The sequence below is a fragment of the Pseudomonas sp. 8 R 14 genome (assembly GCF_900005955.1).
Taxonomy (GTDB): Bacteria; Pseudomonadota; Gammaproteobacteria; order Pseudomonadales; family Pseudomonadaceae; genus Aquipseudomonas; species Aquipseudomonas marginalis.
In genome coordinates, this window is record NZ_CVTH01000088.1 from 1 (window position 1) to 26,982 (window position 26,982).

Consider the following 26,982-nt stretch of genomic DNA (forward strand, 5'->3'; position numbering starts at 1 on the left):
TGGACTTGCCCCTACAAAACCGGACACCAACTCCCCGTCAAATTGATGCTGCTGCCAAGCGCCTGAACTCCCTCGGTGAGCGATAGTTCAAGGCGCTGTGCGGATGCTGCTCGTTGTAATGCTCGAAGGCAATTGCCAGGTTGCGCAGCGCCGTTTCTCGATCCGGCTTGGGCATGTGCGCAACGTAGTCACGTTTGATCGTCTTCACGAAGCTCTCGGCCATGCCGTTGCTCTGCGGGCTGCGCACCGGGGTGGTCACCGGCTGCAAACCGATCTGTCGAGCAAACAGGCGTGTCTGTTCGGCGGTGTACGCCGAGCCGTTGTCGCTTAGCCATTGAACCGGCGTTGCAGGCAGTTGATCACCGAAGCGTTTCTCTACGCTCTCCAGCATCAAGTCGCGGATGTCATCGCCGCTGTACCCGGTCGGACTCGCGACCCAGCCGATGGCTTCGCGGTCACAGCAATCCAGGGCGAAGGTCACGCTCAGTTTGGCGCCGTCCTCACAGCGGAACTCAAAGCCGTCCGAGCACCAACGCGTATCACTGGTTTGCACCGCAATACGACCCTCGTGCCGACGCGGCACGCCGGGCTGTTTGATGCGCCGCGCCAACAGCAGGTCGTGATCGCGCATGACCCGGTAAACCCGTTTCACATTGATCGCCGGCAGCGACTGGGTTTCACGGGCACGACGCAGCAATCCCCAAACACGACGGTAGCCATAGCTGGGCAGTTCGCTGATCTGTTGCTGGATTTCAACCACCAGATCAGCATCGTCCACAGGCCTGCGGCGCCGTACTTTGAGCGATACCGATTGCTTGATTCGAACCGTTAATTGCGAGCGCGCCACACCGAGACATTCGCTGACCAGCTTCACTGGTCGTCCCCCGGCAACAAGGGTGAGTGCGCAATCCATTTTCGCGACCGGGCGATCTCCACGGCCTCTTTGAGGATTTCTGCTTCCATCGTTTTCTTGCCCAGCATCCGTTGCAGTTCACGGATCTGCTTGAGCGCATCGCTCAACTCCGAGGCGGGCACAACGGCTTCACCGGCACTGACCGCCGACAGACTGCCGTCCTGATATAACTTGCGCCATAGGAACAGCTGGTTGGCATTGATGCCGTTGCGTCGAGCGACCACCGAAACGCTTTGCCCTGGCTCAAGACTCTCGCGAACCATGGCCAGTTTTTGCTCCGGGCTCCAGCGGCGCCGCCGCTCCTGGCCCAAAAGCTCCCCACTCTTGTCGTTGCTATTAGTCATAAACATAACCGTTTGCCTATCCCTTATCGTAAGGGGGAAACGGTGTCCTGTCTTTCATGGGGCTCGTTCACCCCCATGAACGAACCAACAAGCCCTGCCCGCGTCGCCGTCATTCAGTTCAACCCACAGGTCGGTATAGCCAACCAAAGCGACAACCTGCGTCAAAGTCTTCTACTGGCGACTGAAGCAGTAAACGGCGGCGCCAATCTGATCGTGCTGCCGGAGCTTTCCAACTGCGGCTATTTCTTCAGCAGCCGCCAGGACGCGTTTGATCATGCAGAGGCAGTGCCGAACGGACCGAGTGTGCGGGAATGGATCGATTTTGCCTGCAAGCACCAGGTGTATCTGGTCGCCGGTCTTAGCGAAATCGATGGTATGCAGCTGTTCAACACAGCCGTATTGCTGGGGCCCGACGGGTTCATAGGCAAATACCGCAAAGCCCATTTATGGAACCTGGAAAAGCTTTGGTTCACCCCGGGGAATTCTGGCTTTCCAGTGTTTGAAACGCCGATCGGTCGTATCGGCCTGCTGATCTGCTGGGACATCTGGTTTCCGGAGGTACCGCGCATTTTGAGCCAGCAAGGCGCCGATATCATTTGCAGCTTGAACAATTGGGTGTGGACCCCCCCACCGTTGTTCGATGAGGCAGGAAAGTGCATGGCGTCGTACCTGACGATGACCGCTGCACATGTGAACAACGTATTTATCGCGGCCGCCAGCCGCATTGGTGAAGAGCGGGATGCCCGCTATCTCGGATGCTCCTTGATTGCAGGGACAAATGGCTGGCCAATCGGCGCCGTGGCTTCGGCCAATCGCCAGGAGATCCTGTTCGCCGACATTGACATCACCAGCGCCCGCAGCGCGCCGATCTGGAACAGCCTCAATGATCTGCAACGGGACCGTCGCAATGATCTTTATGATCAGATGCTCGGGTATTCCCAGCACCCTGCCCTGCCTCGCTGAGAGGAGGGCAACCTATGGAACCGTTGTTTGCCAGGAAAACACCAACCCGCTCACGAGCGGATATCACAGTTGTTGTACTGGGACTCGTCGCTACCTTGCTCGCGGTATGGGTTGTATCCAGTCATCAAGGTTCATGGCCAGGATACAACGAGATGGTGACGGCCCTCCCCCAACCCGTAGCGTGGTTGCGGTGGGTAGTGGGGGATATAAGCGAAGTTGCCTTTTACAAGCATGAACTCGCGTCATTGGGCCTATTGAGTGGTGCCTATCTGGCATGGTGGGCAAACAAACGTGGCAAAGCCTGGCAGGGCTTTTCCATTTGCTATGGCACCGGATTGTGGCCTTGGGTGGTGACCAGTTCGTTGATCGGGCTGTTGCTGAGCAACCTGCTATGGGGTTGGAGCGTTACCGCCGAAACCTGGCAGCCTACGTTTGCGGCGTTTGTTTCACTGCCAGCAGCGATGGTGCTTATGTTTGGCAGCGGTTGGAAGGTCGCCCTCAATGGTGCAGTGCTGGGAGCTTTACTGGTTACTCCAATGTGCTTGTTGATCGTCAATCTGGTGTGTGTGCCACTGGGTTTACCAGCCGTGGTCGGTAATGTGCTGGGCATGGCTATCGGAAGCGTCATCGCATTTGTACTGTGTCGTCGGGTGCCCTCGCTGGTGCGTTCGGACTCTATCGCTCCAGACCGACCGATACCTGTTACCCCGCCCAGTTACGGAGTGTTCTGGAGCCTGCGCCGAGTGCTGGCGGACTTTTCCGAAGCACCCTTTTTTGGAAATGAGCTGGCCAGTCTCGGACTGCTGGCAGGCGTGTTGCTTGCCTATGCCCTCAACCCCATGAGCCCGGCTTATGGCTCTGGTCTGCTTTTGCACATGGTGGGAGCGCAGGCACTGACGTCGGCTTTTGGCGTAGTGATCTGGCGCCATCAATGGATAAAGCGGGGTTGGTATCCCACCTATGTACCGTTGGTATCAGTGGTGCCGGCAGCAGTGTTGACCCACGGTGGCAGTTGGATGGTGGTGACTTCAAGTGCATTGCTGGGCGCGCTGATCGCACCGCCGTTGGCCTGTGCAATTGCGGCGAGACTGCCTGCCCATTTTCATCCGTACATTGGCAATGTAGTTTCAATGGCCTTGAGTACGTTGATGATTGTGCCGATCGTAGGTTGGCTGGCAACTTGAAAGGTGTGGTTAGGGGAACCCCCTAACCACCTTTGAACACAACAATCAATCAAGCCAACGGTATCCGACGCATCGTCTGCGCCATTCGCCCCACAAAGAAACTCAACGCCGCACGGGACAGCTGCTTGGGCGTCACTTCACGGTTTTTCTGCTCGGCCTGTTGCTTCAACTGCTCATCCTCGCGCAAAGGCACCAGGCCACCTGGTGCATTCGCACCCCACGCCGCGCAATTGCCCTGCACTATCCTGACACCGGGCTGTCGTACTTTCATGCGTCTAAAACCCGGAGAAACCATGACCCAGGATGTCCTCGCCAAAGAAACCAACCGCCGCCAGCTGCAGCAGATCATCTCCGGGCTGTCCGATGGGATCATCCTTGTAGAGGTGGACCAGACCATCCTCTGGGCCAATGAAGCCGCGCTGACCATGCACGGGGTGGATGACGTCGCGGCACTGGGCAGCAATGCCCGGGAATACGCCGAACGCTTCGCCCTGCGCTATCGCAATAATCATCCCTTGCCCCTGGAGAATTACCCCCTCGCCCGCGCGGCGGCAGGCGATGAATTCAGTGACGTGGTAGTGGAGGTCATGCCCACCGCCGATGAAGAAAAAACCTGGGTGCACCGCCTGCGCAGCCTGGTCATCAGCGATGCCCATGGCACGCCTGAATTGCTGGTGCTGATCCTCAGCGACGCCACCGAATGGGCCAGCGCCGAACAGCGCTTCGAAAAAACCTTCAACGCCAACCCGGCGCCGGCAGTGATCTGCCGCCTCAGCGACCTGCGCTATATCAAAGTGAACCAGGGCTTCCTGGAGATGACCGGCTACACCCGCGACCAGGTGATCGGCCGCTCCGTGTATGAACTGGACGTGCTGGAGCATGCCGAACGCAGGGAGCTGGCCGTTCAGCGCCTGGGGGAAGGCGCGACCATCCCGCAGATGCAGGCCGAGCTGAAACTGCCCGGAGGCGGCAGCAAACTGGTGATCGTCGCCGGCCAGCCGCTGGACATGAACGAGGAAGACTGCATGCTGTTTTCCTTCACCGACCTGGAGCCACGCCGCAAGGCCGAGATCGCCCTGCGCCAGAGTGAAGAGCGCTTCGCCAAGTCGTTTCGCCTGACGCCGGTGCCCACCTTGGTGTGCAACGCCGCCAACCGGCAGGTGGTGGATGTCAACGAAGCGTTCATGACCATTACCGGGTACACCAGCGAAGAGCTGATCGGTAAATCCATCGAAGACATCAACTTCATCGACAGCCAGGAGGCAGCCGCCCAGTTGTTCGCCACCCTGGAGAAAGCCGGCAACCTCGATGGCCAGGACCTCAAGGTGCGCAAGAAAGGCAACGAGGTCATCGACTGCGTGGTCTCGGCGGACACGGTGACCATTCAGGATGTCCCCTGCTACCTGCTGGTGATGATGAACATCACCGAACGCAAGCGCTCGGAACTGGAGTTGGTGGCGGCCATCGAGGAAGTGATGCAGGACGCGTCCTGGTTCAGCCAGACCCTGATCGAGAAACTGGCCAATGCCAAGAGCGTCAACAGCCCCAACCTGCCGAACGTGGCCTTTACCGACCTGACCGCCCGCGAGCGCGATGTACTCGGCCTGATCTGCGAGGGCCTGGCCGACAAGGAGATCGCCTCACGCCTGAAATTGGCGCCCAACACGGTGCGTAACCATGTGGCCACGGTGTACTCGAAACTGGGGGTGCATAGCCGTAGTGCAGCGATTGTCTGGGCCCGTGAACGCGGACTGTTTGCCGGTGAACTGCGGGTTAAGAAAACCCGATAAAAGTGCAAATGCACTAGTGCGGCTAGTGCGAATTCGCCTTATCCCGCGCAGTCCCAATCCCTAACCTTCAGGGTGTGAGTACAGGGCTTTCAACCTGTGCCGTCGTAAAACGACACCCTGAAGGAACCCACATGTTTACGCTCTCTCAACTGCGAAATTGCATCGAAGAAGGCCTCGCGCCGCTGACATGCGAGTTCACCCTGTGCCGGGATGCGTCGCTGACCCTCAAGGTCTACGACGCCGACACCGGCCGGGTGGACCTGGTGGTGACGGGGATCAGCACCAACCGGCTGCAGACCCCGCAAGACGTGGAAAAGATGGTGGAAGAACTGCGCTACGAACTGCAAAGCAACAACATGGGCAAGGTCACGCTGGAAGACGCGCCTTCAACGACGAACCAATGAAATAGAACACCCCGCCCGCGACGATGAACGCCCCCAGCATGTAGAACATGTAGTGGGCCGGCAGGCTGGCCAGCACCAGCCCGCACAACACCGGCCCCAGCGCCGCCCCCAGGTTGGACAGGTTCTGTGCGCCGTAGTACATGCCCCGCAGGTGGTCCGGGGCGATCCGGTCGATAAACATGTATTCGGCCGGGAACACGATGATTTCCCCCACGGTAAATACTGCCATCGCCAGCACCCACCACAGCACGCTGGTGGACAGCGCAAAACCAATCAAGCCCAGCATGAACATGCCCAGGCCGGCGATCAGCCATTGGCTGAGGTAACGGTGGGAAATACGTCGACCAATCACGTACTGCAAGGCGATCACCAGCACGGCGTTGGTGGTGAGCACGGCACTGATGACGGTGTAGGTGTATTCAGCACTGGTGGTGGTAACCAGGTACTGCGAGAGGTAGGCGGTGAACTGGCCGAACACCACGGCACTGAGCACACCCCCAAGGGTGAAGCACACCAGGCGATGGTCACGCAGCAGCACGCGGCCGACGGCCAGGAACGGCACCGGCTTTTGCGTCACATCGATGGTCGCCAGGGTGCGATCGCCCCAGCGCCAGTACAGCAGGAAAAAACCCGCCCCCAACAACGCCGACAGGATGAACGGCAGGCTGATGTCCAGCTTGGCCACCATCGCCCCAAAGAACGGCCCCGCGGCATAGCCGATATTGGTCAGCGTGTACTTGATGGAAAACACTTCGCTGCGCGCATCTTCCGGCAGCAAGCTGGCAAAGCCGGCCTTTACGGCAATATCGATGACCGCGTAGGCCAGGTTGATCAGGATCAGGCAGCTGTAGAACGCCCAGATGTTCTGCGCCAGCACCGTACCGATAAAACCCAGCCCAAACAGCACGCTCAACCCCAGCAACAGTCGATAACTGTTGATGCGGTCGACCAGAAAACCGCCATATACGCTGAGCAGCGAGCCAAGGATCAACGAGCTGCCGATCACCAGTCCGACCTGGGTGATGTCGAGGGCAAATTGGCGGGTGAGGTAGATCACCAGGTAGGGAAAGGTAATCGCCTTGGCCAGCGTCAGCAGCAACGTGGCGGACAACAACAGGTTCACGGCGCGGGGGTAGTTTCTTATTGTGGCAAGCATCCTGCTCTCTTTCGTCTAAGGTAACGCGGTCTTGATGGCCGGTTACCTTAACGCAAGAGCGAGGAAAAAACGCGGGTCATTTCTTGACGGGCGTGATCTCCAGGATGGTGCCGTTGGTGGTTTTGAGCAGCACGAACCTGTCGCCCACACGGGCCCACTGGCTGTCGGCTTCAGGCTGCTTGAGACCGCGTTTCTTCCAGTCGCTGACCGCCGACTCCTTGCGCATCAGGATGTCCGGGGCACGGTCGCCTTCTTTCAAATCACGGGTATTGATGTTCGAAGGCTGCACGGTTTCCTGGGGAGTGTCGCCGGCCTGCACGACAAAGCTGGCGGTGGACAGGCTGGCGGCGACCAGGGCACAGGCAGCGAGGGTTTTGGACTTCATGGGTGCTCCTTCAATGAATGATGCGTACCCAGGTTCCGACCGCAGGCGCATGAAATCATTCAGCCTGTTGAACCTTGATCCCCTGTGATGAGCATAGGTATCTACACAACTTTTCAGACCCTGACAAATCTCCCTGTGGTGAGCGGGCTTACGCGCCCTGCCCATTGCCGCCATGAAATAAATCCTGTAATTTTTCATGAAATTATTAGATATAAATTTCATGAACCAGCAAGAAGAACTCGACGCCCTGGCGATCCTGATCCACGACCTGCGCAAGTACAAGAAGCTCACCCTCGCCCAACTCGCACAGAAAATCGAGCGTTCGGTGGGCTTCCTGTCCCAAGTGGAACGGGGCTTGTCGCGTCCGACCGTGGCGGATCTCACCGCCATCAGCCATGCCCTCGACGTGCCCACCACCTATTTCTACAGCCTGTCCAAACCCAAGGCCGTGAGCTGGGTCACCCGCCCCAACGAACGCCGCACGGTGTATTACGCCAATGGCATCACCGACATCCTGGTGTCCCCCAGCATGAATGGCGCCTTCTCGATGCTCGACAGCCTGCTGGCCCCGGGTGCCAATAGCGGTGAACAAACCATGAGCGACCGCGCCGAGCAGGCCGGATTTGTACTGGAAGGGGAATTGACGCTGTGGGTAGAGGGCGAGGCCGATTCGGTCACCCTCGGCCCCGGTGACAGCTTCCACCTGGCCAGTTTCGCCCACTGCCGCTACGCCAACCTCACCGACCTGCCCGCCCGCGTGCTGTGGGTTTACAACTAGGAGCAACACGCGTGAAAAGCCAAGCCTCCACGTTACTGGCCGAAGTACGGACCTTTCGCCAGAACCATCCCGACGTGCGTTATGTCGACCTGATTGCCCTGGACATCCCCGGGCATTTCTACGGCAAGCGCTACCCCATCGAGATGCTGGAAAAGGTCGCCGCCGGCAGCCCCTTGAAGCTGCCGCAGAACGCCGTGCTGCTGGGGGTTCAGGGCGGGCTGTTCAAGATCGGCGACTACTGCTTCCACGACGGCGACCCGGATGCCAACCGCCGCCTGGTGCCCGGCACGCTCAAGCCGGTGAGCTGGGAGTCGCAGCCTTTGGGGCAGATGTTGATCACCTCGGACGGCACCGAGGCGCCGATCGAATTCGAACCTCGCGAAGTCCTGGCCAAGGTGCTGGAGCGCCTGCACCACAAAGGCATTCACCCGGTGGTGGCCTTCGAACTGGAGTTCTACCTGTTCGACAAAAAACTCGACAACGGCCTGCCGCAATTCGCTCGCGACCCGCTCAGCGATGACACCGACGACCAGCCCAACCTGCATATCGAACGGCTGTCGCGCTTCAGCGAAGTGCTGGACGACATGGCGCAGACCGCCAAGGACCAGGGCATCGACATCACGGTGATCACCGCCGAACTCGGCCCCGGCCAGTTCGAGATCAATTTCGGCCACCTCGACGACGGCCTGCGCGCCGCCGACTGGGCAGCCCTGTTCTGTCGCAGCACCCGCGGCGTGGCGCTCAAGCACGGCTACCGCGCCAGCTTCATGGCCAAGCCTTACCTGCAATTTCCCGGCAGCGGCATGCATGTGCATGTCAGCCTGTACGACGGTGCGGGCAACAATGTGCTCGCGGCGCACCAGCAGCAACCCCTGCGCCATGCCGTGGCCGGTTGCCTGGAATTGCTGCCCCACTGCATGCCGATCTTCTCGCCCAACCACAATGCCTTCCGCCGCCTGGGCGGTACGGTCAACGCGGCCACCCGCGCCTGCTGGGGGTTTGAAGACCGCGATGCGTGCGTGCGCATCCCCGACTCCGACCCGCGCAACCTGAGGATCGAACATCGCCTGGCCAGTGCCGACGCCAACCCGTACCTGGTGCTGGCGGCGATCCTGGTCGGCCTTGAACATGGCCTTGAAGCCGGGCGAGAACCTATCGCGCCACTGAACGAGGACCGCAATAGCGGCACCGATTTCCCCGTGGAAATGCTCGATGCCGTACGCGCCATGCAGCATCAGCCGGTATTGCGCGATAAGCTCGGTGCTGAATTTATCGACGTGTACTGCGAGAACAAACGCCAGGATCACCTGGCCTTTCAACAAGAGATCAACGCGCGGGAATACCGTTGGTTTCTTTAAACCTGGAATAACCGATGACCGACCAAAGCGCCCCGGCCCTCAAGGAAATCTTCAACCTCGAACGCCTGCAACACATCGCCAACGAGATGACCGCGGTGTACCCGGCGTTCGACGCCAAGGGGTTTCTCAAGCATGCCAAGGCCGGGCTCGCCGAGTTATCGGTGATGCAGCGTATGGCGCGGGTCAGCGAAAGCCTGCACGCGGTGATCCCGCTGGACTATGCCCAGAGCCTCAAACTGCTTTACGCCCTGGCCCCGCGCCTGAACAGCGGGTTTGTCAGCCTGTGCCTGCCGCACTACGTGGCGAGCTACGGCCTGGATGACTTCAAACGCTCCATGGCCGCGCTCAAATACTTCACCCCCTTTGGCTCGGCTGAGTTCGCCATAAGACCCTTCTTGCTCCACGACTTCGAACGCACCTTGGCGGTCATGCAAACCTGGTCGCGGGATGACAACGATCACGTGCGCCGCCTCGCCAGCGAAGGCTCGCGCCCGCGCCTGCCGTGGTCGTTTCGCCTGGCCAAGGTGCAGGCCAACCCCGAGCTGTGCGCGCCGATCCTCGATAACCTCAAGGCCGACAGCAGCCTCTACGTACGCAAATCCGTGGCCAACCACCTCAACGACATCACCAAGGACCACCCGGATTGGGTGCTCAGCCTGATCGAAGGCTGGAACCTGGATAACCCGCACACCGCCTGGATCGCCCGCCATGCGCTGCGCAGCCTGATCAAGCAGGGCAACACCCGCGCGCTGACGATCATGGGCGCAGGCGCCAAGGCCGAGGTGAAGCTCCATCACCTGAGCGTGACGCCGGCGGTGATCACCCTGGGCGAGCGGATCAACCTGTCATTCAGCCTGGAATCCACCGCTGCCACTGCGCAGAAACTGGTGGTGGACTACGCCATCGACTACGTCAAAAGCGCGGGGCACAGCGCGGCCAAGGTGTTCAAGCTCAAGGCGTTTACGCTGGGCGCGGGTGAACGGCAGAGCATCCGCCGCGAGCAACATATTCGCGCGTTGACCACGCGCAAGCACTATCCCGGCAGGCATGCGGTGCATGTGCTGGTGAATGGAGAGCGATTGGGCAGTGCCGAATTCGAATTGAGGGATTAATCCGATTCAACCAACACCACAGATCAATGCGGGAAGGTTTCTTCAGTTGGATTCGCCGAGCAACAGTGGCTGCTCCCGCGCGCACAACTCCACCACATAGTCCCACAACACCCGCAGCCGCACCGACTTGTGCAGTTCCCGCCGCGAGCTGATCCAGTAGCTGCGCTGGATCCCCTCCCCCGGCAGCAACGGCACCAACTGCGGGTCACCCGACGCCATGAAGCACGGCAGCACCGCAATCCCCAAACCGGAGCGTGCGGCCTGGTGTTGGGCGATGACGCTGGTGCTGTGGAACACTACCTTGGGATTGCGGCAGAAGCTGCTGAGGAACTTCAATTCCTGGCTGAACAGCAGGTCGTCGACGTAATCGATCCATGAATGGGCAGCGAGGTCTTCGCGCTTTTCAATCGGTGGGGTGCGCGCCAGGTAGGCGCGGCTGGCATAGAGCGCCAGGCGGTAATCGGTGAGTTTGCGTGTGACCAGTTGATCGACGCTGGGGCGTTCGAGGTGGATGCTGATTTCCGCCTCGCGGTTGAGGATGCTGACGAAACGCGGCACGGCGAGCAGTTCCACTTCCAGGCCGGGATAACGTTCGAACAGCCCGCCCATGCGGCCGGCGAGGAACATCACCCCCAACCCTTCGGCCACCCCGAGGCGGATCTTGCCCAGGGGCGCAGCGGAGTGGGTCAATTCGTCCTCGGCCAACAGCGCGACGTTTTCCATGGCTTCGGCGTGTTTGAGCAGGGCTTCGCCGGCGGGGGTCAGTTCGTAGCCCTGGGCGTGCTGCACGAACAGCGCGGTGCCGAGGCTCTTCTCGATGGCCTCGATATGCCGGGCCACCGTGGCGTGCGTGGTTTTCAGGCGCTGCGCGGCGGTGAGCAGGCGGCCGCTGCGCTGCAACTCCAGAAAATACCGCAGGTCATTCCAGTCGAACATGTCGCCTCCATTGCATGGCCTGGATAGCGCTGTTTAAAAACGCACAGCAGCTGGGTAAAAACTAACATTTTTAAGACGAAAACTAACAACTAGGATGGAGCCAATAAGAAAAACAAGCGAGACCTCAGATGCCCATTGCAGCTGCGCAATACGATTATGTGGTAGTAGGCGCCGGCCCCGCAGGCTGCCTGCTCGCCAATCGACTGTCCGCCAACCCCGCCCACCGCGTGCTGCTGCTTGAAGCCGGTGGCCGCGACAACTACCCCTGGATCCATATCCCCGTCGGCTACCTGTTCTGCATCGGCAACCCGCGTACCGACTGGTGCTTCAAGACCGAAGCCCAGGAAGGCCTGCAAGGCCGTGCGCTGAGCTACCCACGGGGCAAGGTGCTCGGCGGCTGCTCATCCATCAACGGCATGATCTACATGCGCGGCCAGGCCCAGGACTACGATGGCTGGGCGGCGGCAGGCAACGACGGCTGGGCCTGGAAAGACGTGCTGCCGCTGTTCAAGCAGAGCGAAAACCACTTTGCCGGCAGCTCGGAATTCCACAGTGACGGCGGCGAATGGCGAGTCGAGCAGCAGCGGCTGCATTGGCCGATCCTGGACGCCTTTCGGGATGCTGCGGCGCAAAGCGGCATTGCCACGATCAGCGACTTCAACCAGGGCGATAACGAAGGCTGCGGCTACTTTCAGGTCAACCAGAAGGCCGGGGTGCGCTGGAACGCGGCCAAGGCGTTTCTCAAGCCGATCCGCCAGCGGCCCAATCTCACCGTGCTGACCGAGGTCGAGGTAGACCGCGTGGTCCTGGAAAACGGCCGCGCCTCGGCCGTGATCGGGCGTCAAAACGGCCAGCCAGTGAGCTGGAAGGCGCGCAAGGAAATCGTGCTGTGCGCCGGCTCCGTGGGCTCGCCGGGCATCCTGCAACGCTCGGGGATCGGCCCGTCCAGCGTGCTCAAGCCGCTGGGCATCGATGTGCGGCATGAACTGCCGGGCGTCGGCGGCAACCTGCAGGATCACCTGCAGCTGCGGCTGATCTATAAGCTGGAAAACGCCCGCACCCTGAACCAGATCGCAGGCACCGTATGGGGCAAGATGGGCATGGGCCTGCGCTACCTGTATGACCGCAGCGGCCCGCTGTCGATGGCGCCCAGCCAGCTCGGCGCGTTTGCCCGCTCGGGCCCGGAACAGACCTCGGCCAACCTTGAATACCACGTACAGCCGCTGTCCCTGGAGCGCTTTGGCGAACCGCTGCATGGGTTCCCGGCGTTTACCGCCTCGGTCTGCGACCTGCGCCCGCAAAGCCGTGGCCGCATCGATATCCGCTCGGCCAACCCGGCGGATGCGCCGCTGATCCGGCCCAACTACCTCAGCCACCCGGAGGACCTGCGGGTGGCCGCCGACGCCATTCGCCTGACCCGACGCATCGTCGCCGCACCGGCCCTGAGCCAATTCAAACCGGTGGAATACCTGCCCGGCGACGCACTGCAAACCGAAGAGCAACTGCATGAAGCCGCCGCGCGTATCGGCACGACGATCTTCCATCCAGTCGGCACCTGTCGCATGGGCAGCGATAAAGACGCGGTGGTCGACGCCCAGTTGCGCGTACATGGTGTGCCCGGCCTGCGTATCGCCGATGCCTCGGTCATGCCGCGCATTACCTCCGGCAATACCTGTTCACCGACGCTGATGATCGCGGAAAAAGCCGCGCAGCTGATCCTTTCGCCGAACACTGTAGGAGCGAGCTTGCTCGCGAAAAACACAAAAGCGCCGCTGCCCTCCGGGTTTCCCGCGTAATTGTTGACAACGTTCGCGAGCAAGCTCGCTCCTGCAAGGAACTGAGAAATAGCGGCGCTGAGCCTGGCGCCGACAGTGGAACAACAATAAATAATCACTGTGAGGGCTTCCCGATGTCAGAACATGCTCAAACCCTGGGCTCGGCGACCAACGCGAGCACCGGTAACGAATCAAGAAAAGTCATCTTCGCCTCGTCCCTGGGAACGGTGTTCGAGTGGTATGACTTTTTCCTCTACGGCGCCCTGGCGGCGGTGATCAGCAAACAGTTCTTTGCCGGGGTCAACGACACCACGGCGTTTATCTTTGCCTTGATGGCCTTTGCGGCCGGCTTTGTGGTGCGCCCGTTCGGCGCGCTGGTGTTCGGCCGCCTGGGCGACATGATCGGGCGCAAATACACGTTCCTGGTGACCATCATCCTGATGGGCGTGGCGACCTTCTGCGTCGGCCTGCTGCCAACCTACGCCAGCATCGGCATCGCGGCGCCGATCATCCTGATCGTGCTGCGCATGCTGCAAGGCCTGGCATTGGGCGGCGAGTACGGCGGTGCGGCCACCTATGTGGCCGAGCATGCGCCAGCCGGCAAACGCGGCCTCAACACCAGCTGGATTCAATCCACCGCGACCCTGGGCTTGTTGCTGTCGTTGCTGGTGGTGCTGGCATGCCGGTACTTCACCGGCGATCAGTTCGAAGTGTGGGGCTGGCGTATTCCGTTCCTGTTTTCCATTGTGCTGCTGGGTATTTCCACCTGGATCCGCATGAGCCTGCACGAGTCGCCGGCATTCCTGAAAATGAAAGAGGAAGGCAAGGCCAGCAAGGCGCCGATCCGTGAGTCCTTCGGTAAATGGGAAAACCTCAAGGTGGTGCTGATCGCGCTGTTCAGCATCAACGGTGGGCAAGCGGTAACGTTCTACGCGTCGCAGTTCTATGTGCTGTTTTTCCTCACGCAGTTCCTGAAGATGGACCCGGCCCTGGCCAATATGCTGCTGATCATCAGCGTGGTGATTGGCGCGCCGTTCTTCGTCTTCTTTGGCTGGCTGTCGGACAAGGTCGGGCGCAAGCCGGTGCTGATGCTCGGCCTGCTGCTGGCCACCGCGCTGTACTTCCCGATCTTCAAGGGCCTGGCGCACTACACCAACCCGGCGATGGACCAGGCCAGCCGCCAGGCACCGATCACCGTGCTGGCCGACCCGGCCACCTGTACCTTCCAGTTCGATCCGGTAGGCAAGGCGAAATTTGACAGCCCGTGCGACAAGGTCAAGACCTTCCTGGTCAAACAAGGCCTGCCGTACAGCAGTGCCGCCGCCCCGGCCGGCAGCCCGGTGCAGGTCAGCGTGGGTGAAGTGCGCATCGACGGCTTCGACGAGGCAGCGCTGCGCGGTGCAGTGGCCCTGGCCGGCTACCCGACTTCGGCGGATGTGGCGCAGGTCAACAAGGTGATGGTGGTGGTGCTGATCGTGGTGCTGATCCTGATCGCCGCCATGTGCTACGGCCCGCTGGCGGCGCTGATGGTCGAGCTGTTTCCGACACGTATCCGCTACACCTCGATGTCCCTGCCCTACCACATCGGTAACGGCTGGTTTGGCGGCTTCCTGCCGACCGTGTCGTTTGCGCTGGTGGTGTACACCGGGGATATCTTCTATGGCTTGTGGTACCCGGTGGTGGTGACGGGGGTGAGCCTAATTGTCGGATTGTTTTGCCTTAAAGAAACGCGGCATGTGGATCTCGACAACAATTAAACCGATCGCCTGAACACAGGAGATCCCTTGTGGGAGGGGGCTTGCTCCCGATAGCGGTGGTTCAGTCACAGTTGCGTTGACTGATATGGCGCTATCGGGAGCAAGCCCCCTCCCACATTTATTTCCGCAACGCTTACACGAATTGCTGTACATTCATACAGATAATAGTTGCTCAAATTCCTCTGACTGAGCATCCTGCAAAGCATCAACCCGATCTGATGTGATGACCATGCGGCTGTACCTCTGTGAAAAACCCTCCCAGGCCAAGGACATCGCGGCCGTGCTCGGCGCCAGTCGCCGTGGCGACGGTTGCTGGTTGGGCAATGGGGTCACCGTCACCTGGTGCATCGGCCACCTGCTGGAAACCGCCCCGCCCGACGCCTACGACGCCAAATACAAACGCTGGGGGCTGGCCGACCTGCCGATCGTCCCGGAAAAATGGAAGATGCTGGTCAAGCCCAAGACCGCCAGCCAGTTCAAGGCCGTCAAGCGCCTGCTGGGGGAAGCCCAGGAACTGGTGATCGCCACCGACGCCGACCGTGAAGGCGAGATGATCGCCCGCGAACTGGTCGAGCATTGCCGCTATCGCGGGCCGATCCAGCGGTTATGGCTGTCGGCACTGGACGATGCCTCCATCCGCAAGGCCCTGGCGGCGCTCAAGCCCGGCGCCGAAACCTTCAGCCTGTACCACTCGGCCCTGGGCCGCTCCCGCGCCGACTGGCTGATCGGCATGAACATGAGTCGCCTGTTTACCCTGCTGGGGCGTCAGTCCGGCTATCAGGGCGTGCTGCCGGTGGGCCGGGTGCAAACACCGACCTTGCGCCTGGTGGTGGACCGCGACCGCAGCATCGCCGACTTCGTGCCCGTGGCGTACTGGGCCATTGATGTGGACCTGCGCCACCAATCCATGACGTTTACCGCACAATGGCGCGCGACCGAGGATGCCTGTGACGACCAGGGCCGCTGCCTTGACCCGCAGTTGGCCCGGGACGCTGCCGACGCCATGAGCAACGCCGCCAGCGCACGCCTGATCAAGCTGCGCACCGAACGCATGCGCGAGGTGGCCCCCCTGCCCTTCGACCTCGGCACCCTGCAGGAAATCTGCTCGAAGAAGCTCGGCCTCGGTGCCCAGGAAACCCTGGATATCGCCCAATCCCTCTACGAAACCCACAAGGTCATCACCTACCCCCGCAGTGACTGTGGTTACCTACCATTGAGCCAGCACAGCGAGGCGCCGAAGATTCTCGCCGCATTGGGCCGTGCGGATGCAGCAGTCAATGAGCTGATGCCGCATATCGATCCCCAGCGCCGCTCACGGGCGTGGAACGATGCCAAGGTCAGTGCGCACCACGGCATCATTCCCACCGGCGCCGGCAAGGACGTCGGCCAACTCACCGGCAAGCACCGTGCGGTCTACACCTTGATTCGCGCGCGCTACCTGGCGCAGTTCCTGCCCAACCATGAATACGATCGCACCCAGGCGGATTTCGACTGTGCGGGCCAGGCGTTGCGTGCGGTGGGCAAAGTGGTGATCGAACCGGGCTGGAAACGTGCCTTGCCCGAAGCCCTGGCACCGGCAAAGGGCCGTGAAGCACCGGCCCCCCAGGCCTTGCCGACACTGGTGCAGGGTCAGGATTACGCGGTAGCCAAGGTCAACCTCAAGGACCTGTGGACCCAACCACCCAAGCCCTTTACCGAAGGTGACCTGATCAAGGCGATGAAAAACGTCGCCAAGCTGGTGGAAGACCCGCTGCTCAAGCAAAAGCTCAAGGACACCACCGGCATCGGCACCGAAGCCACTCGCGCGGGGATTATCCAGGGGTTGCTCGACCGGGGTTACCTGGTGAAGAACGGCAAGGCGCTGTCGGCCACCCCGGCAGCCTTCAGCCTGATCGACGCGGTACCCCGCGCCATTGCCGACCCCGGCACCACCGCGATCTGGGAACAGGCGCTGGACATGGTGCAAAGCGGTGAGATGAGCCTGGAAGAATTCGTCGCCAAGCAGGCGGCGTGGATGAGCAAGCAAGTGGCGCGTTGCAACGGCATGCGCATGACCATCAGCGGGCCGGCCAGCCCGCCGGGCCGAGGTGCTGCGCCGTGGAAAAAGAAGCGCAAGGCGGCCCCTCGCAAGACCGCCACTGGCCCAGAGCGCGCCAGGAAACCGAAAAAAACCGGGTGAAAGGCGAAAAAAACCGGCGAATGACGTTTTTCGACGAGTTTAACGCCGCATTGGACCTTGCCCCGGCGAGTGCCGTCTAGGATTCTGTAGGGGATAACAACAACACCGGAGTGGCCGCCATGAAAACCGTCGCACAATTGCTCAAAGCCAAGGACCAGAAAAACCAGGACGTCCACACCATCCAATGGGACCACACTGTGTTTGAGGCGCTGGTGCGGATGTCGGAGAAAAACGTCGGCGCCTTGCCGGTGGTCAAGGAAGGCACGGTGGTGGGGATCATCAGCGAACGCGATTACGCACGCAAAATAATGCTCAAGGGCCTATCGTCGGTCACTACAAAGGTCCATGAGGTCATGAGCTCGCCGGTGATAACCGTCGATACCCATAAAAGTGTCGAAGCGTGCATGAACATCATGACCGACAGTCACCTGCGCCACCTGCCGGTGGTCGAAGACGGCAAACTGCTGGGCCTGCTCTCCATCGGTGACCTGGTCAAGGAAGCCATCGCCGAACAGGCAGACCTGATCAAGCAGTTGGAGCAGTACATCCGCGGCGAATAGGGGACCCCATGCTCGATACCCTGGAACATCAACAGGACCACCTCGACACCCTGCACCGCGCCATGGCCGAACGGCGCTTCCTGGTATTGACCGGTGCGGGCATCAGCACGTCGTCGGGAATCCCCGACTACCGCGACAGCGAAGGCGTGCGCCGGGGCAAGGCGCCGATGATGTACCAGGAGTTCCTCGCCACTGCCCAGGCGCGGCGGCGCTATTGGGCACGGGCGATGCTGGGGTGGCCGAGGGTACGTATCGCCCAGCCGAACAACGCTCACCGGGCACTGGCGACCTTGCAACAACGCCAGCACATCAGCGGCCTGATCACGCAAAACGTCGACACTTTGCATGACCAGGCCGGTAGCCATGACGTGATTGAATTGCACGGCAGCCTGCACCGGGTGCTGTGCCTGGATTGCCAGTTGCACAGCACGCGCGACCTGATCCAGCGCCAGATGGAAATCGATAACCCGTACCTGGCGCAAGTCCATGCGGTACAGGCGCCTGATGGTGACACCCTGCTTGATCCCGCGTTTGAAGAGCGCTTCCAGGTCCCCCGCTGCCCCCATTGCCAGGGTGAGCGACTGAAACCGGACGTGGTGTTTTTTGGCGAGAACGTCGCACCGGCGACGGCAGCCAGGGCGATGGCGGCGGTAGCGCATGCCGAGGGGCTGCTGGTGGTAGGTTCATCGCTGATGGCTTACTCCGCATTTCGCCTGTGCAAGGCAATGGTCGAACAGGGCAAACCGGTGATCGCCATCAACCTGGGCAAGACCCGGGGTGATGAGTTGTTGCAGGTAAAGATCGAAACCTCGTGCGAACAGCTTCTGCCCTTGTTGGCAGACCGCCTGCAGTCAACCCCTCCTCAGCCATAGCGACCGTCCAGCGCAAAAAATGACGCTCGAGTCACGCATTTGCCGTATCTCCCCATAGCCACGACGAATTATGTAGTGATCAAAAATAATCACTACATAACCGTTGACGTAACCTTTTTGTCCTTGCATGATCTAGACGTCTCCCGGATCGGGAGCGTTGGTAGCAAGCGTTTTGAACAAGCTCGTCTGACCGCCGAGCTGTTTTTTCCGGATGTGCACTGCCCACAAGGCAGATTGATGAAGCTGACCGACCCGAAAGGATCGGTACAAGGCGCTCAAATGCGGCTTGTCTTCGTTATGAAACCATTGCGTAGCAGTTCATCAGCAAGACTACATGCATCAGGTTCAAGACCCTGCCCGTATTCGGCAGACCGTCACTGACGCCCGGTTTTCCAAGCCGGAGACAACTAAGCAGTTTTAACGGAATCAACTGATAGATCGCCAACTGGTCAAGGGGCTTACACATGAATCTGAACAACCAACCAACTATCGATGAATTGGCTGAGATGTTCGCAGCGCAGAAAGACACACTCGACGACCATATCCTGTGGATTGGCAAATCGGGCGAAGTGCAAATCGACTGCCTGGCGCCCCACACCGAAGAAGCCGAGTTCGACCGCAATAACCGTGAACTAGCGGCGCGCCTGAAGATGTACCGCCGTGGCCAGGGTTATGTCGGCAAGAAGGCCGCGGCCGATCGCAACTTTATCGAGCAAGTATTCCACACACTTAATACCGAATGGCAGAACCTCAAAGGCCAATCGCACGTTAAAGTGATTGATAGATACTGCTGATAACAGTGCCACTTTAAATTTAAGCCCGCTGGTTTATTCGAGCGGGCTTTTTAATAGCTGTTTTATAACACCGCCGGAAACCTGCCCTTCCCCGCCTCATCGCGAAAAATATCAAACAACACCTGCGCCGCCGCCGACAGTTCATGCCCAGGCTTGGTCAGCACGCCAATCGGCCGCTCGATCACCGGACCGGTCAAGGTGATGCAATGCGCCCCCGCCTCCTGCATCTGCTGCGCACACAAGGCCGGTACGGCGCTGACACCCAGGCCGCTGGCGACCATCTTGCCCACGGTTGCCAATTGATGGCTTTCCAAGGCCACCGGCAGCTTCATCTTCAAGGCCCCCAGGTGCTCCTCCAGCATCACCCGCACCGTGGAAGGCCGCTGCAACGTGATGAACGGGTGCTCCAGCAAGGTTTTCCAGTCGACCTCGGCACACTGTGCCAGCAGTGAATCACCGGGCACCACCGCAATGAAGCGGTCCAGGTACAACGGCGTAAAGGCCAGCGACGAGCCTTCCGAGGGTTCAAACGCGACGCCCAGTTCCACATGGCGGTCGCGAACCATCTCCAGCACTTGCTCGTTGATCAAGTCATGCACCGTCACGTTCACCTGAGGGTAACGGGCGCGGAATATCTTCAGGATCGGCGGTAGCAGGTTGCCGGCAAACGACGGCATCGCCGCCACGGTCACCCGCCCGCGTTGCAGGGTGAACAGCTGACGCAGTTCGTCTTCGGCATTGTCCCAATCGGCCATCAGCCGACGGGCCAGAGGCAGCAGGGATTCGCCCTCGGGCGTGAGGGCCACGTTGCGCGTATTGCGGCTGAACAAGCGCCCACCCAGCCCTTCCTCCAAGCCCTTGATGGTCAGGCTCAACGCCGATTGAGAGAGGTGCAGGCGCTCGCAGGCGGCGGCAAAACTCAGGCTTTGGGCCACGGCCAGAAAGGCACGCATCTGTTTAACGGTCATGACGCTACTCCGGGCGGCGGGTTGACTATGCTGTTTTCTAAATCAATCAACCTTAAAAAACAACTTAACAAATCAATCTGTCAGCGCAACACTCGATTCATTGGCTGGCCCACAAACAATAAAAGAGGTGCATATGGCAGGTTTCGATAAACGCGTGGCGTCCTACGAGGAAGCACTGGCAGGCCTGGAAGACGGCATGACCGTGCTCTCCGGTGGTTTCGGCCTGTGCGGCATTCCGGAAAACCTCATCAATGAGATCAAGCGCAAAGGCACCCGTGACCTCACCGTGGTTTCCAATAACTGCGGCGTCGACGGCTTTGGCCTGGGCGTGCTGCTGGAAGAAAAGCAGATCAGCAAGGTGATCGCTTCCTACGTCGGTGAGAACGCCCTGTTCGAGAAGCAGTTGCTCAGCGGCGAAATCGAAGTGGTCCTCACCCCCCAAGGCACCCTGGCGGAAAAAATGCGCGCAGGCGGCGCCGGTATCCCCGCCTTCTTCACCGCCACCGGCGTCGGTACTCCGGTGGCCGAAGGCAAGGAAACCCGCGAATTCAACGGTCGCCCGTACCTGATGGAAGAATCCATCACCGGCGACTTCGCCATCGTCAAAGGCTGGAAAGCCGACCACTTCGGCAACGTCATCTATCGCCACACCGCCCAGAACTTCAACCCGCTGGCCGCCACCGCTGGCAAGATCACCGTGGTCGAAGTCGAGGAAATCGTCGAACCGGGCGAGCTGGACCCGGCGCAGATCCACACCCCTGGCATCTACGTCGACCGGATCATCTGCGGCACGTTCGAGAAGCGCATCGAACAGCGCACCGTGCGCAAATAATCCGCTCCCAGCCCGAACAATAAGGACTCATAAAATGGCTCTTACCCGCGAACAAATGGCTCAACGCGTCGCCCTCGAAATGCAGGACGGTTTCTACGTCAACCTGGGCATCGGCATTCCGACCCTGGTGGCCAACTACATCCCCGAAGGCATGGAAGTCATGCTGCAGTCGGAAAACGGCCTGCTCGGCATGGGTCCGTTTCCTACCGAAGACACCATCGATGCCGACATGATCAACGCCGGCAAACAGACCGTGACGGCGCGCATCGGCGCCTCGATCTTCTCCTCCGCCGAATCCTTCGCGATGATTCGCGGCGGCCACGTCGACCTCACCGTGCTCGGCGCCTTTGAAGTGGACGTACACGGCAACATCGCCTCGTGGATGATCCCCGGCAAACTGGTCAAGGGCATGGGCGGCGCCATGGACCTGGTGGCCGGTGCGGAAAACATCATCGTGATCATGACCCACGCCTCCAAGGACGGTGAGTCCAAGTTGCTCAGCCAATGCAGCCTGCCGCTGACCGGCGCCAACTGCATCAAGCGCGTACTGACGGACCTGGCGTACCTGGAAATCGAAAATGGCGCTTTTGTCCTCAAGGAACGCGCACCTGGCGTCAGCGTTGAAGAGATTGTGAGCAAGACCGCCGGTAAACTGATCGTCCCGGACCACGTTCCAGAAATGCACTTCCAGTGAGGACAGATTCCATGCAAGACGTCGTGATTGTTGCTGCCACCCGCACCGCCGTGGGCAGCTTTCAAGGTTCGCTGGCCACCATTCCGGCACCGGAGCTGGGCGCCGCCGTGATCCGTCGCCTGCTGGAGCAGACCGGCCTGGACCCGGCTCAAGTCGATGAAGTCATTCTCGGCCAGGTACTCACCGCGGGTTCCGGCCAGAACCCCGCGCGCCAGGCCTCGATCCTCGCCGGCCTGCCCCACGCCGTGCCGAGCCTGACCCTGAACAAGGTCTGCGGCTCGGGCCTGAAAGCCCTGCACCTGGGCGCCCAGGCCATCCGTTGCGGTGACGCCGAGGTCATCATCGCCGGCGGCATGGAGAACATGAGCCTGGCACCCTATGTACTGCCTGCTGCGCGCACGGGCTTGCGCATGGGCCACGCCAAGATGATCGACAGCATGATCACCGACGGCCTCTGGGATGCGTTCAACGACTATCACATGGGCATCACCGCCGAGAACCTCGTGGACAAATACGGCATCAGCCGTGAAGCCCAGGATGCTTTCGCCGCCGCCTCCCAGCAGAAAGCCACCGCCGCCATCGAGGCCGGGCGTTTTGTCGATGAGATCACGCCGATCCTGATTCCCCAGCGCAAGGGCGACCCGATTGCCTTCGCCGTCGATGAGCAACCTCGCGCCGGCACCACCGCCGAATCCCTGGCCAAGCTCAAGCCGGCGTTCAAGAAAGACGGCAGCGTCACCGCCGGTAATGCTTCCAGCCTGAATGACGGCGCTGCTGCGGTGCTGCTGATGAGTGCCGACAAGGCCAAGGCCCTCGGCTTGCCGGTATTGGCCCGTATCGCCAGTTACGCCAACGCGGGTGTCGACCCGGCAATCATGGGCATCGGCCCGGTCTCGGCCACCCGCCGCTGCCTGGACAAAGCCGGTTGGAGCCTGGGCGACCTGGACCTGATCGAAGCCAACGAAGCCTTTGCCGCGCAATCCCTGGCGGTAGGCAAAGAGCTGGAGTGGGATGCGGACAAGGTCAACGTCAACGGCGGCGCCATCGCCATCGGCCACCCCATCGGCGCTTCAGGCTGCCGCGTGCTGGTCACCCTGCTGCACGAAATGATCAGGCGCGATGCCAGGAAAGGTCTGGCGACCCTGTGCATCGGTGGCGGCCAGGGCGTAGCCCTGGCCCTCGAACGCAGCTGATAAACGAGCAACACGGAAAAGGCCCGGCTCCACGAAAAGCCAGGCCTTTTCTTTATGCGGTTTCCCTGAACAAACACAGTCCCTCCCCTATAAGATCTTTATTGCCTGTCAGCGAGAGGCACGGCAAACACCGCATTCGCCCGCGCCACCACCTTCTCTCCCACCTGCAGGCTCACCGTGGCAAACGCCATTTGCCGCCCTCGCTTGTGATGTTCCAAACGCACGGTAATCCACTCCCCCACCTGCACCGCCCCCAGGTAATCCACGGTCATGCTCGCCGTAATCAACGGCAACGGCGGCTCACTGGAAAACGCCATGGCATAGCCCATACCGACATCCGCCAGGGTCGCCAGCACCCCGCCGTGCACCGTTCCACGCCCATTGGCATGGCGATTGTCGGCGCGCAGGCCGATTTCCAGTTGCAGGCCGTCACCTCGGCAGTACGCCGGGCCAAGCAAATCCAGCAACGGGCTGCTGCGCGGCAGCGGGACAAAACCTTCGGGCACGGCGTGGGCAATCATGACGAGTCTTCCTTGGGGTCGAATTTGAGGTGTACGCCACACGCCCAACGGCAGCCATCACCATCAGCCTTGCAAATCCTGCACGATACTTTGCGTTAATTCGCCGGACCCGCTTTAATCGCCGCCAATGTCCCCCCCACATCTCAAGGAACTGCAATGCGCCATCCGGACGGCCCCCTTCAATCGCTTCGCGCGCCCCTGTTGATCCTGCTGGCCGGCCTGGCCCTGGTCGGCTGTTCACCCAAGGACCACTCCCGCGCCACGGTGATCAATGGCGAACAAGGTCGGGCCGGTGCGCAACTGGCCTATGAGCACGAACTGACCCTGGCCCTGCCCGGCGCCCTGCTCGCGCCGCGCATGCAGGCCACCCGTGAGGCCTGTGAATCGGCGCGGTTTGGCGCGTGCAATATCCTTGGCATCACCGAAGACAGCAACGGCGGCGAGATCATCCTGCGGATCGCACCTAGCGGCGTCGAACCGATGGTCACCCTGGCCGCTGAGGGCGGCAAACTCGGCCAGCGCATCACCACCGCCGAAGACCTGGCCGACGCGGTCGCCGATATACGTCGCCGCCAGGATCGCCTGCAAGCCCAGCAACAGCGCCTCGATGAACTGGCCAAGCGCAAGGACATCAGCGTCAGCGACCTGATTGCCTTGAGCAAGGAGCAGGCGGGCATTGAAAACGAACTGCAGGAACTCGCCCAGGTTGCCGCCGGCCAGCAACGTCGCCTGGATACCAACCGCGTCACCCTCAACTTCCGCTCTGCCGACGGCGCGAACCAACCGTCACGCTTCAGCCGGATGTTCAGCAACCTGGGGACCAACCTGGTGGACGGCACCGCAGACGCCCTGGAACGCGCCAGCTATGTGCTGCCGTTCGTGATCCTGGCGTTTCCGGTGGTGTGGTTGTGGGTGTGGCTGTGGCGCAAATTTGTCCGGCGCCGCAGCTGATCAGCGCTTCATGCAGCGCTGGTACCGCTCATCCACGCGCTTGGCAAACCACGCCGTGGTCAGGTTGCGGGTGATCTTCGGGCTTTTGAGCACGATGCCCGGCAGGATCGCACGGGGCATCGGCTTGCCGGCAGCCTGGTCGGCCAGGGCAAACACGCGTTTGTAGAGGGTGGTGTCTTCAAAATCCAACTGTTCGCCCTGTTCCAGCTGGCTGCGAATGCTGGGATTGCGCATGTCCAGCTTCGCGCCCAATGAGCGCACCGCCAGTTCGGTGGTGCCGGGCAGCAATGAGCCGTAGCGAATCAAATCCCCGTCCAGCGCCAACTCAGTGCCCGACGCGCGGCTGACAGCCGCCTGGAACGCCGCATTACGGCTGGCGTACCAACCCGCATTGAAGTCGGCAAAGCGGTACAGCGGCTGGTCATAGCTCACCGGGTAACCGAGCAGATGGGCGATACCGAAGTACATGCCGCCGCGCCGGGTGAAGACTTCCCGACGAATCGTGCCATCCACCGTGTAGGGATAACCCCGCGCCTGCTTCTGGGCGAAGTCGATACTGACCTGCATGGGACCGGCGGTGTGCACCGGATTGAAACCGCCAAACAGGGTGTTGCCCAGGGGCACCACGCTGATGAAGTCATCGAAGATGCCACTCAGGTCCTTCTCCGTGCGGGCGGCATTCAAGCGGTCGGCATAGGACTGGCCGGTGGGCGAGCGCAGCTGCAGGGCGCTGCGCACCACAAAAGCGGGCACATGCACCTTGGCGGCACGGCGCAGGATTTCATCCTGGGCGATCTTGCCCATATTGGGTACGGGCGGGTCGACCTGATAGGTGGACTCCTGCTCGGTCACCGCCAATACGGCACAGATATTCTCGGTACTGGGGTAGATCTTTTGAGTGTCAAAGGCGGTGTAGATGTCCTGGGCCCAGCCGTTGCGGTCTGGAACCTTCGCCGGGAGCAAACGCACGATCTCGGCCTTCACCTCGGCTTCGCTGCGCGCTGGTTGCTGCGGGCCGCGTGGCGTGGAACAGCCGGCCAGCACCACCAATGAGGTGAGGCAGAGGATCAGGCAGCGTGGGGACATGGGGCTTCCTTGAGGACGATGGGCCAGGCGTTGCGGATATGGACCGGTAAGTCTAACGCGGGTTCGCCAACTCACCTTCTCGCCAGCCAGGGTTGAACCTGGCGTTCGCGCAGCGCTGAAGGCTTTTTGATACGTCGCCAAAAAGGGACGATAGCCGCTGAAAGCTCCCACGTAACGGCAAGATAAGCTCTACAGCCCCAGCCTGAAAACCGCTGCAAAGTCCCTCGCCTGAATACACAGTGCGAGGGATTGCAGATGGTGGTTTTCGTTAAAGCCCTGGTTGAAGGGGCTGCCTCTTGAACCCGGCCATTGGCAGGCTGGCCCTGGCCCCGATGGATGTGAAGACGGTCGACGTTGAAAGCGTCTTCCGTGACTTTCGCGAATGCCTGAATACATTCGATGACTGGGCGCAAAGCTTCTGGCGCTTCTCGGCGCTGGAGGTCGAGCAGGTCTTCAAGGTCGGCGATGAGGTGGCGCTGGTCGCACCGATCAATCGCTCAATCATCCCCAGCAGCACCGTCGCCACGTGCCCGGCCAATGGCACCCTGACGCTGGTGCATATGTTCCAAAGCACGCGCTTCGTGCCCATCGGCGACACGCCGGTGATGCTGCAGCGCGTCGATCCCAATGGCGGCCCCTTGGGCGAGCCGATCCACAAGACCATCGGCCCCAGCGGCCTCCTCGAAATCACCGAGTGTGATCGCAACCAGCCGTACCGGATCACCTTCTATCCCAACGTTTCCAAGGACCACGTCAAGGCGCTGTATGGGTCTTATCAGTCGGTGATCGCGGGGTTGGAGGCTCGCCTGCGTGAAGAGTGGACCCGCACTTTCCAGGATCAGTGGAAAGACTATGCCGAAGCCAAGCCCCTCGATCGGCGCCGAATGCTGGAAGCAGCGTTTTTCAGCGGCCTTGGAAAAGCCCTCTTCAATGTGTGGGACAACGTTACGCAGCTGTATGACCTGCTGGCGGACCTCAAGCCCAACGGCGAAAAGCTGTTGGCCTACCTCTCCCAGGCCGAACTTGATGAACTGCTGAAGCTCGGCAACGACACGATTGCCAATGGTTTGCTGGTGCTCAGCGATGAGCCGCTGTTGTTTATCTACCTGTCGGCGATGGTCAGTTGGATGCGCCTGCTGCCACCGCCGCAGATGACTGAACTGTGGGGTGAGATCACTGGCGAGGTCCTGATCAATCTGCTGTTGATTCGTGTATTGGGTGCGATGGGGGTGGTGGCGCGGCTGGGGGCTCAAGTGCTGAGCGCTATCAAATCCAAGCGCGCGCGGGAGTTGTTGGAGTTGCTGGCCAAGCAGCTTGTAAAGCCGGGGTTGGAGCCGCATGCCGAAGCGCTGAAGCCTTTGCTGCTCGGTGGCCCCGCGACAGCGATCAAGACTGTACCGGTTGCGCCGTTGAAGGTTGGGGAGCATGTGGTTTCGAACCCGGTGCCGGCGGTTCGCAGGAAGACTCAGCAGACGGT

The 26,982-nt window shown here is 60.8% G+C and carries 25 protein-coding genes and 1 pseudogene; 18 read left to right on the plus strand and 8 right to left on the minus strand.

Features of this window, described 5'->3' with window-relative positions:
• Window positions 1-37: 37 nt before the first annotated feature.
• Window positions 38-1,257 (minus strand): IS3 family transposase gene (locus BFQ01_RS31965; RefSeq protein ID WP_370467938.1). Its coding sequence is split into 2 segments (ribosomal slippage): window positions 38-912 and window positions 912-1,257, totalling 1,221 coding nucleotides; the frame shifts between segments, so codons are not numbered across the junction.
• A 75-nt stretch (window positions 1,258-1,332) separates the two neighbouring features.
• Between BFQ01_RS31965 and BFQ01_RS27755 the strand changes: the two genes are divergently transcribed.
• Together BFQ01_RS27755 and BFQ01_RS27760 are read left to right on the plus strand one after the other, a co-directional pair.
• A complete protein-coding gene (locus BFQ01_RS27755) occupies window positions 1,333-2,220 on the plus strand; it encodes a nitrilase family protein (protein WP_065927803.1) in 888 nt (295 codons plus the stop codon).
• A gap of 14 nt (window positions 2,221-2,234) precedes the next feature.
• Window positions 2,235-3,404: a hypothetical protein gene (locus BFQ01_RS27760; RefSeq protein WP_176718767.1), complete on the plus strand. Its 1,170-nt coding sequence runs from the start codon at window positions 2,235-2,237 to the stop codon at window positions 3,402-3,404.
• Between the two features lie 49 nt (window positions 3,405-3,453).
• Here BFQ01_RS27760 and BFQ01_RS27765 read toward each other — a convergent pair whose 3' ends face one another.
• Window positions 3,454-3,675: a hypothetical protein gene (locus BFQ01_RS27765; protein WP_137213029.1), complete on the minus strand. Its 222-nt coding sequence runs from the start codon at window positions 3,673-3,675 to the stop codon at window positions 3,454-3,456.
• Between the two features lie 22 nt (window positions 3,676-3,697).
• On the opposite strand from BFQ01_RS27765, the gene BFQ01_RS27770 reads away from it, so the two are divergent.
• Together BFQ01_RS27770 and BFQ01_RS27775 are read left to right on the plus strand one after the other, a co-directional pair.
• Window positions 3,698-5,194 (plus strand): PAS domain S-box protein, encoded by a 1,497-nt coding sequence (locus BFQ01_RS27770; protein ID WP_065927806.1) that lies wholly within the window; start codon window positions 3,698-3,700, stop codon window positions 5,192-5,194.
• Between the two features lie 131 nt (window positions 5,195-5,325).
• The gene (locus tag BFQ01_RS27775; protein WP_027603187.1) at window positions 5,326-5,598 is read left to right on the plus strand and encodes a DUF1652 domain-containing protein; all 273 of its coding nucleotides are present in this window, start codon (window positions 5,326-5,328) and stop codon (window positions 5,596-5,598) included.
• Here BFQ01_RS27775 and BFQ01_RS27780 read toward each other — a convergent pair.
• Together BFQ01_RS27780 and BFQ01_RS27785 are read right to left on the minus strand one after the other, a co-directional pair.
• On the minus strand, window positions 5,561-6,754 hold the full coding sequence (locus tag BFQ01_RS27780) for an MFS transporter (protein ID WP_027603186.1): 1,194 nt from the start codon (window positions 6,752-6,754) through the stop codon (window positions 5,561-5,563). The genes BFQ01_RS27775 and BFQ01_RS27780 overlap by 38 nt on opposite strands.
• Window positions 6,755-6,830: 76 nt before the next feature.
• Complete coding sequence (locus tag BFQ01_RS27785; RefSeq protein WP_065927807.1) at window positions 6,831-7,139, minus strand: RcnB family protein; 309 nt, start codon at window positions 7,137-7,139, stop codon at window positions 6,831-6,833.
• A 220-nt stretch (window positions 7,140-7,359) separates the two neighbouring features.
• Here BFQ01_RS27785 and BFQ01_RS27790 point away from each other — a divergent pair, with 220 nt between their 5' ends.
• The 3 genes from BFQ01_RS27790 to BFQ01_RS27800 are packed head-to-tail and all read left to right on the plus strand — an operon-like array spanning window position 7,360 to window position 10,387.
• Entirely contained in the window at window positions 7,360-7,917 is a 558-nt protein-coding gene (locus BFQ01_RS27790) for a helix-turn-helix domain-containing protein (RefSeq protein WP_027603184.1), read from the plus strand.
• Window positions 7,918-7,928: 11 nt separating this feature from the next.
• Complete coding sequence (locus BFQ01_RS27795; RefSeq protein WP_065927808.1) at window positions 7,929-9,275, plus strand: glutamine synthetase family protein; 1,347 nt, start codon at window positions 7,929-7,931, stop codon at window positions 9,273-9,275.
• Between the two features lie 14 nt (window positions 9,276-9,289).
• Window positions 9,290-10,387, plus strand: a complete 1,098-nt coding sequence (locus BFQ01_RS27800) for a DNA alkylation repair protein (RefSeq protein WP_065927809.1) — start codon at window positions 9,290-9,292, stop codon at window positions 10,385-10,387.
• 42 nt (window positions 10,388-10,429) lie between these two features.
• On the opposite strand, the gene BFQ01_RS27805 is transcribed toward BFQ01_RS27800, so the two are convergent.
• Window positions 10,430-11,323 (minus strand): LysR family transcriptional regulator, encoded by an 894-nt coding sequence (locus tag BFQ01_RS27805; RefSeq protein WP_065927810.1) that lies wholly within the window; start codon window positions 11,321-11,323, stop codon window positions 10,430-10,432.
• Between the two features lie 128 nt (window positions 11,324-11,451).
• On the opposite strand from BFQ01_RS27805, the gene BFQ01_RS27810 reads away from it, so the two are divergent.
• From BFQ01_RS27810 to BFQ01_RS27835, 6 genes are all read left to right on the plus strand, one after another.
• Entirely contained in the window at window positions 11,452-13,119 is a 1,668-nt protein-coding gene (locus BFQ01_RS27810; protein WP_065927811.1) for a GMC family oxidoreductase, read from the plus strand.
• 113 nt (window positions 13,120-13,232) lie between these two features.
• Window positions 13,233-14,855, plus strand: coding sequence for an MFS transporter (locus BFQ01_RS27815; protein ID WP_065927812.1), 1,623 nt, complete (start codon window positions 13,233-13,235; stop codon window positions 14,853-14,855).
• Between the two features lie 229 nt (window positions 14,856-15,084).
• Window positions 15,085-17,034 (plus strand): DNA topoisomerase III, encoded by a 1,950-nt coding sequence (locus BFQ01_RS27820; protein WP_065927820.1) that lies wholly within the window; start codon window positions 15,085-15,087, stop codon window positions 17,032-17,034.
• 119 nt (window positions 17,035-17,153) lie between these two features.
• Window positions 17,154-17,594, plus strand: a complete 441-nt coding sequence (locus BFQ01_RS27825; protein ID WP_027603177.1) for a CBS domain-containing protein — start codon at window positions 17,154-17,156, stop codon at window positions 17,592-17,594.
• Window positions 17,595-17,602: 8 nt separating this feature from the next.
• Entirely contained in the window at window positions 17,603-18,466 is an 864-nt protein-coding gene (locus BFQ01_RS27830) for an NAD-dependent protein deacetylase (RefSeq protein WP_065927813.1), read from the plus strand.
• 464 nt (window positions 18,467-18,930) lie between these two features.
• Window positions 18,931-19,260 (plus strand): hypothetical protein, encoded by a 330-nt coding sequence (locus BFQ01_RS27835; RefSeq protein WP_016977362.1) that lies wholly within the window; start codon window positions 18,931-18,933, stop codon window positions 19,258-19,260.
• A gap of 62 nt (window positions 19,261-19,322) precedes the next feature.
• On the opposite strand, the gene BFQ01_RS27840 is transcribed toward BFQ01_RS27835, so the two are convergent.
• A complete protein-coding gene (locus tag BFQ01_RS27840) occupies window positions 19,323-20,228 on the minus strand; it encodes a LysR family transcriptional regulator (RefSeq protein WP_065927814.1) in 906 nt (301 codons plus the stop codon).
• Window positions 20,229-20,361: 133 nt separating this feature from the next.
• Between BFQ01_RS27840 and BFQ01_RS27845 the strand changes: the two genes are divergently transcribed.
• From BFQ01_RS27845 to BFQ01_RS27855, 3 genes are read left to right on the plus strand one after another with little or no spacing between them, the layout of a single operon-like run.
• A complete protein-coding gene (locus BFQ01_RS27845; RefSeq protein WP_032886653.1) occupies window positions 20,362-21,060 on the plus strand; it encodes a CoA transferase subunit A in 699 nt (232 codons plus the stop codon).
• 34 nt (window positions 21,061-21,094) lie between these two features.
• The gene (locus tag BFQ01_RS27850) at window positions 21,095-21,754 is read left to right on the plus strand and encodes a CoA transferase subunit B (RefSeq protein WP_065927815.1); all 660 of its coding nucleotides are present in this window, start codon (window positions 21,095-21,097) and stop codon (window positions 21,752-21,754) included.
• 11 nt (window positions 21,755-21,765) lie between these two features.
• The gene (locus tag BFQ01_RS27855; protein WP_065927816.1) at window positions 21,766-22,947 is read left to right on the plus strand and encodes an acetyl-CoA C-acetyltransferase; all 1,182 of its coding nucleotides are present in this window, start codon (window positions 21,766-21,768) and stop codon (window positions 22,945-22,947) included.
• A 98-nt stretch (window positions 22,948-23,045) separates the two neighbouring features.
• Here the strand turns inward: BFQ01_RS27855 and BFQ01_RS27860 are convergent, their stop codons facing one another.
• Complete coding sequence (locus tag BFQ01_RS27860; protein WP_065927817.1) at window positions 23,046-23,468, minus strand: PaaI family thioesterase; 423 nt, start codon at window positions 23,466-23,468, stop codon at window positions 23,046-23,048.
• Window positions 23,469-23,624: 156 nt separating this feature from the next.
• On the opposite strand from BFQ01_RS27860, the gene BFQ01_RS27865 reads away from it, so the two are divergent.
• Complete coding sequence (locus BFQ01_RS27865) at window positions 23,625-24,419, plus strand: DUF4349 domain-containing protein (RefSeq protein WP_065927818.1); 795 nt, start codon at window positions 23,625-23,627, stop codon at window positions 24,417-24,419.
• On the opposite strand, the gene BFQ01_RS27870 is transcribed toward BFQ01_RS27865, so the two are convergent.
• Entirely contained in the window at window positions 24,420-25,505 is a 1,086-nt protein-coding gene (locus BFQ01_RS27870; protein ID WP_065927819.1) for a DUF1615 domain-containing protein, read from the minus strand.
• 332 nt (window positions 25,506-25,837) lie between these two features.
• Between BFQ01_RS27870 and BFQ01_RS27875 the strand changes: the two are divergent.
• A pseudogene (locus BFQ01_RS27875) lies at window positions 25,838-26,982 on the plus strand (type IV secretion protein Rhs); the annotation flags it as partial.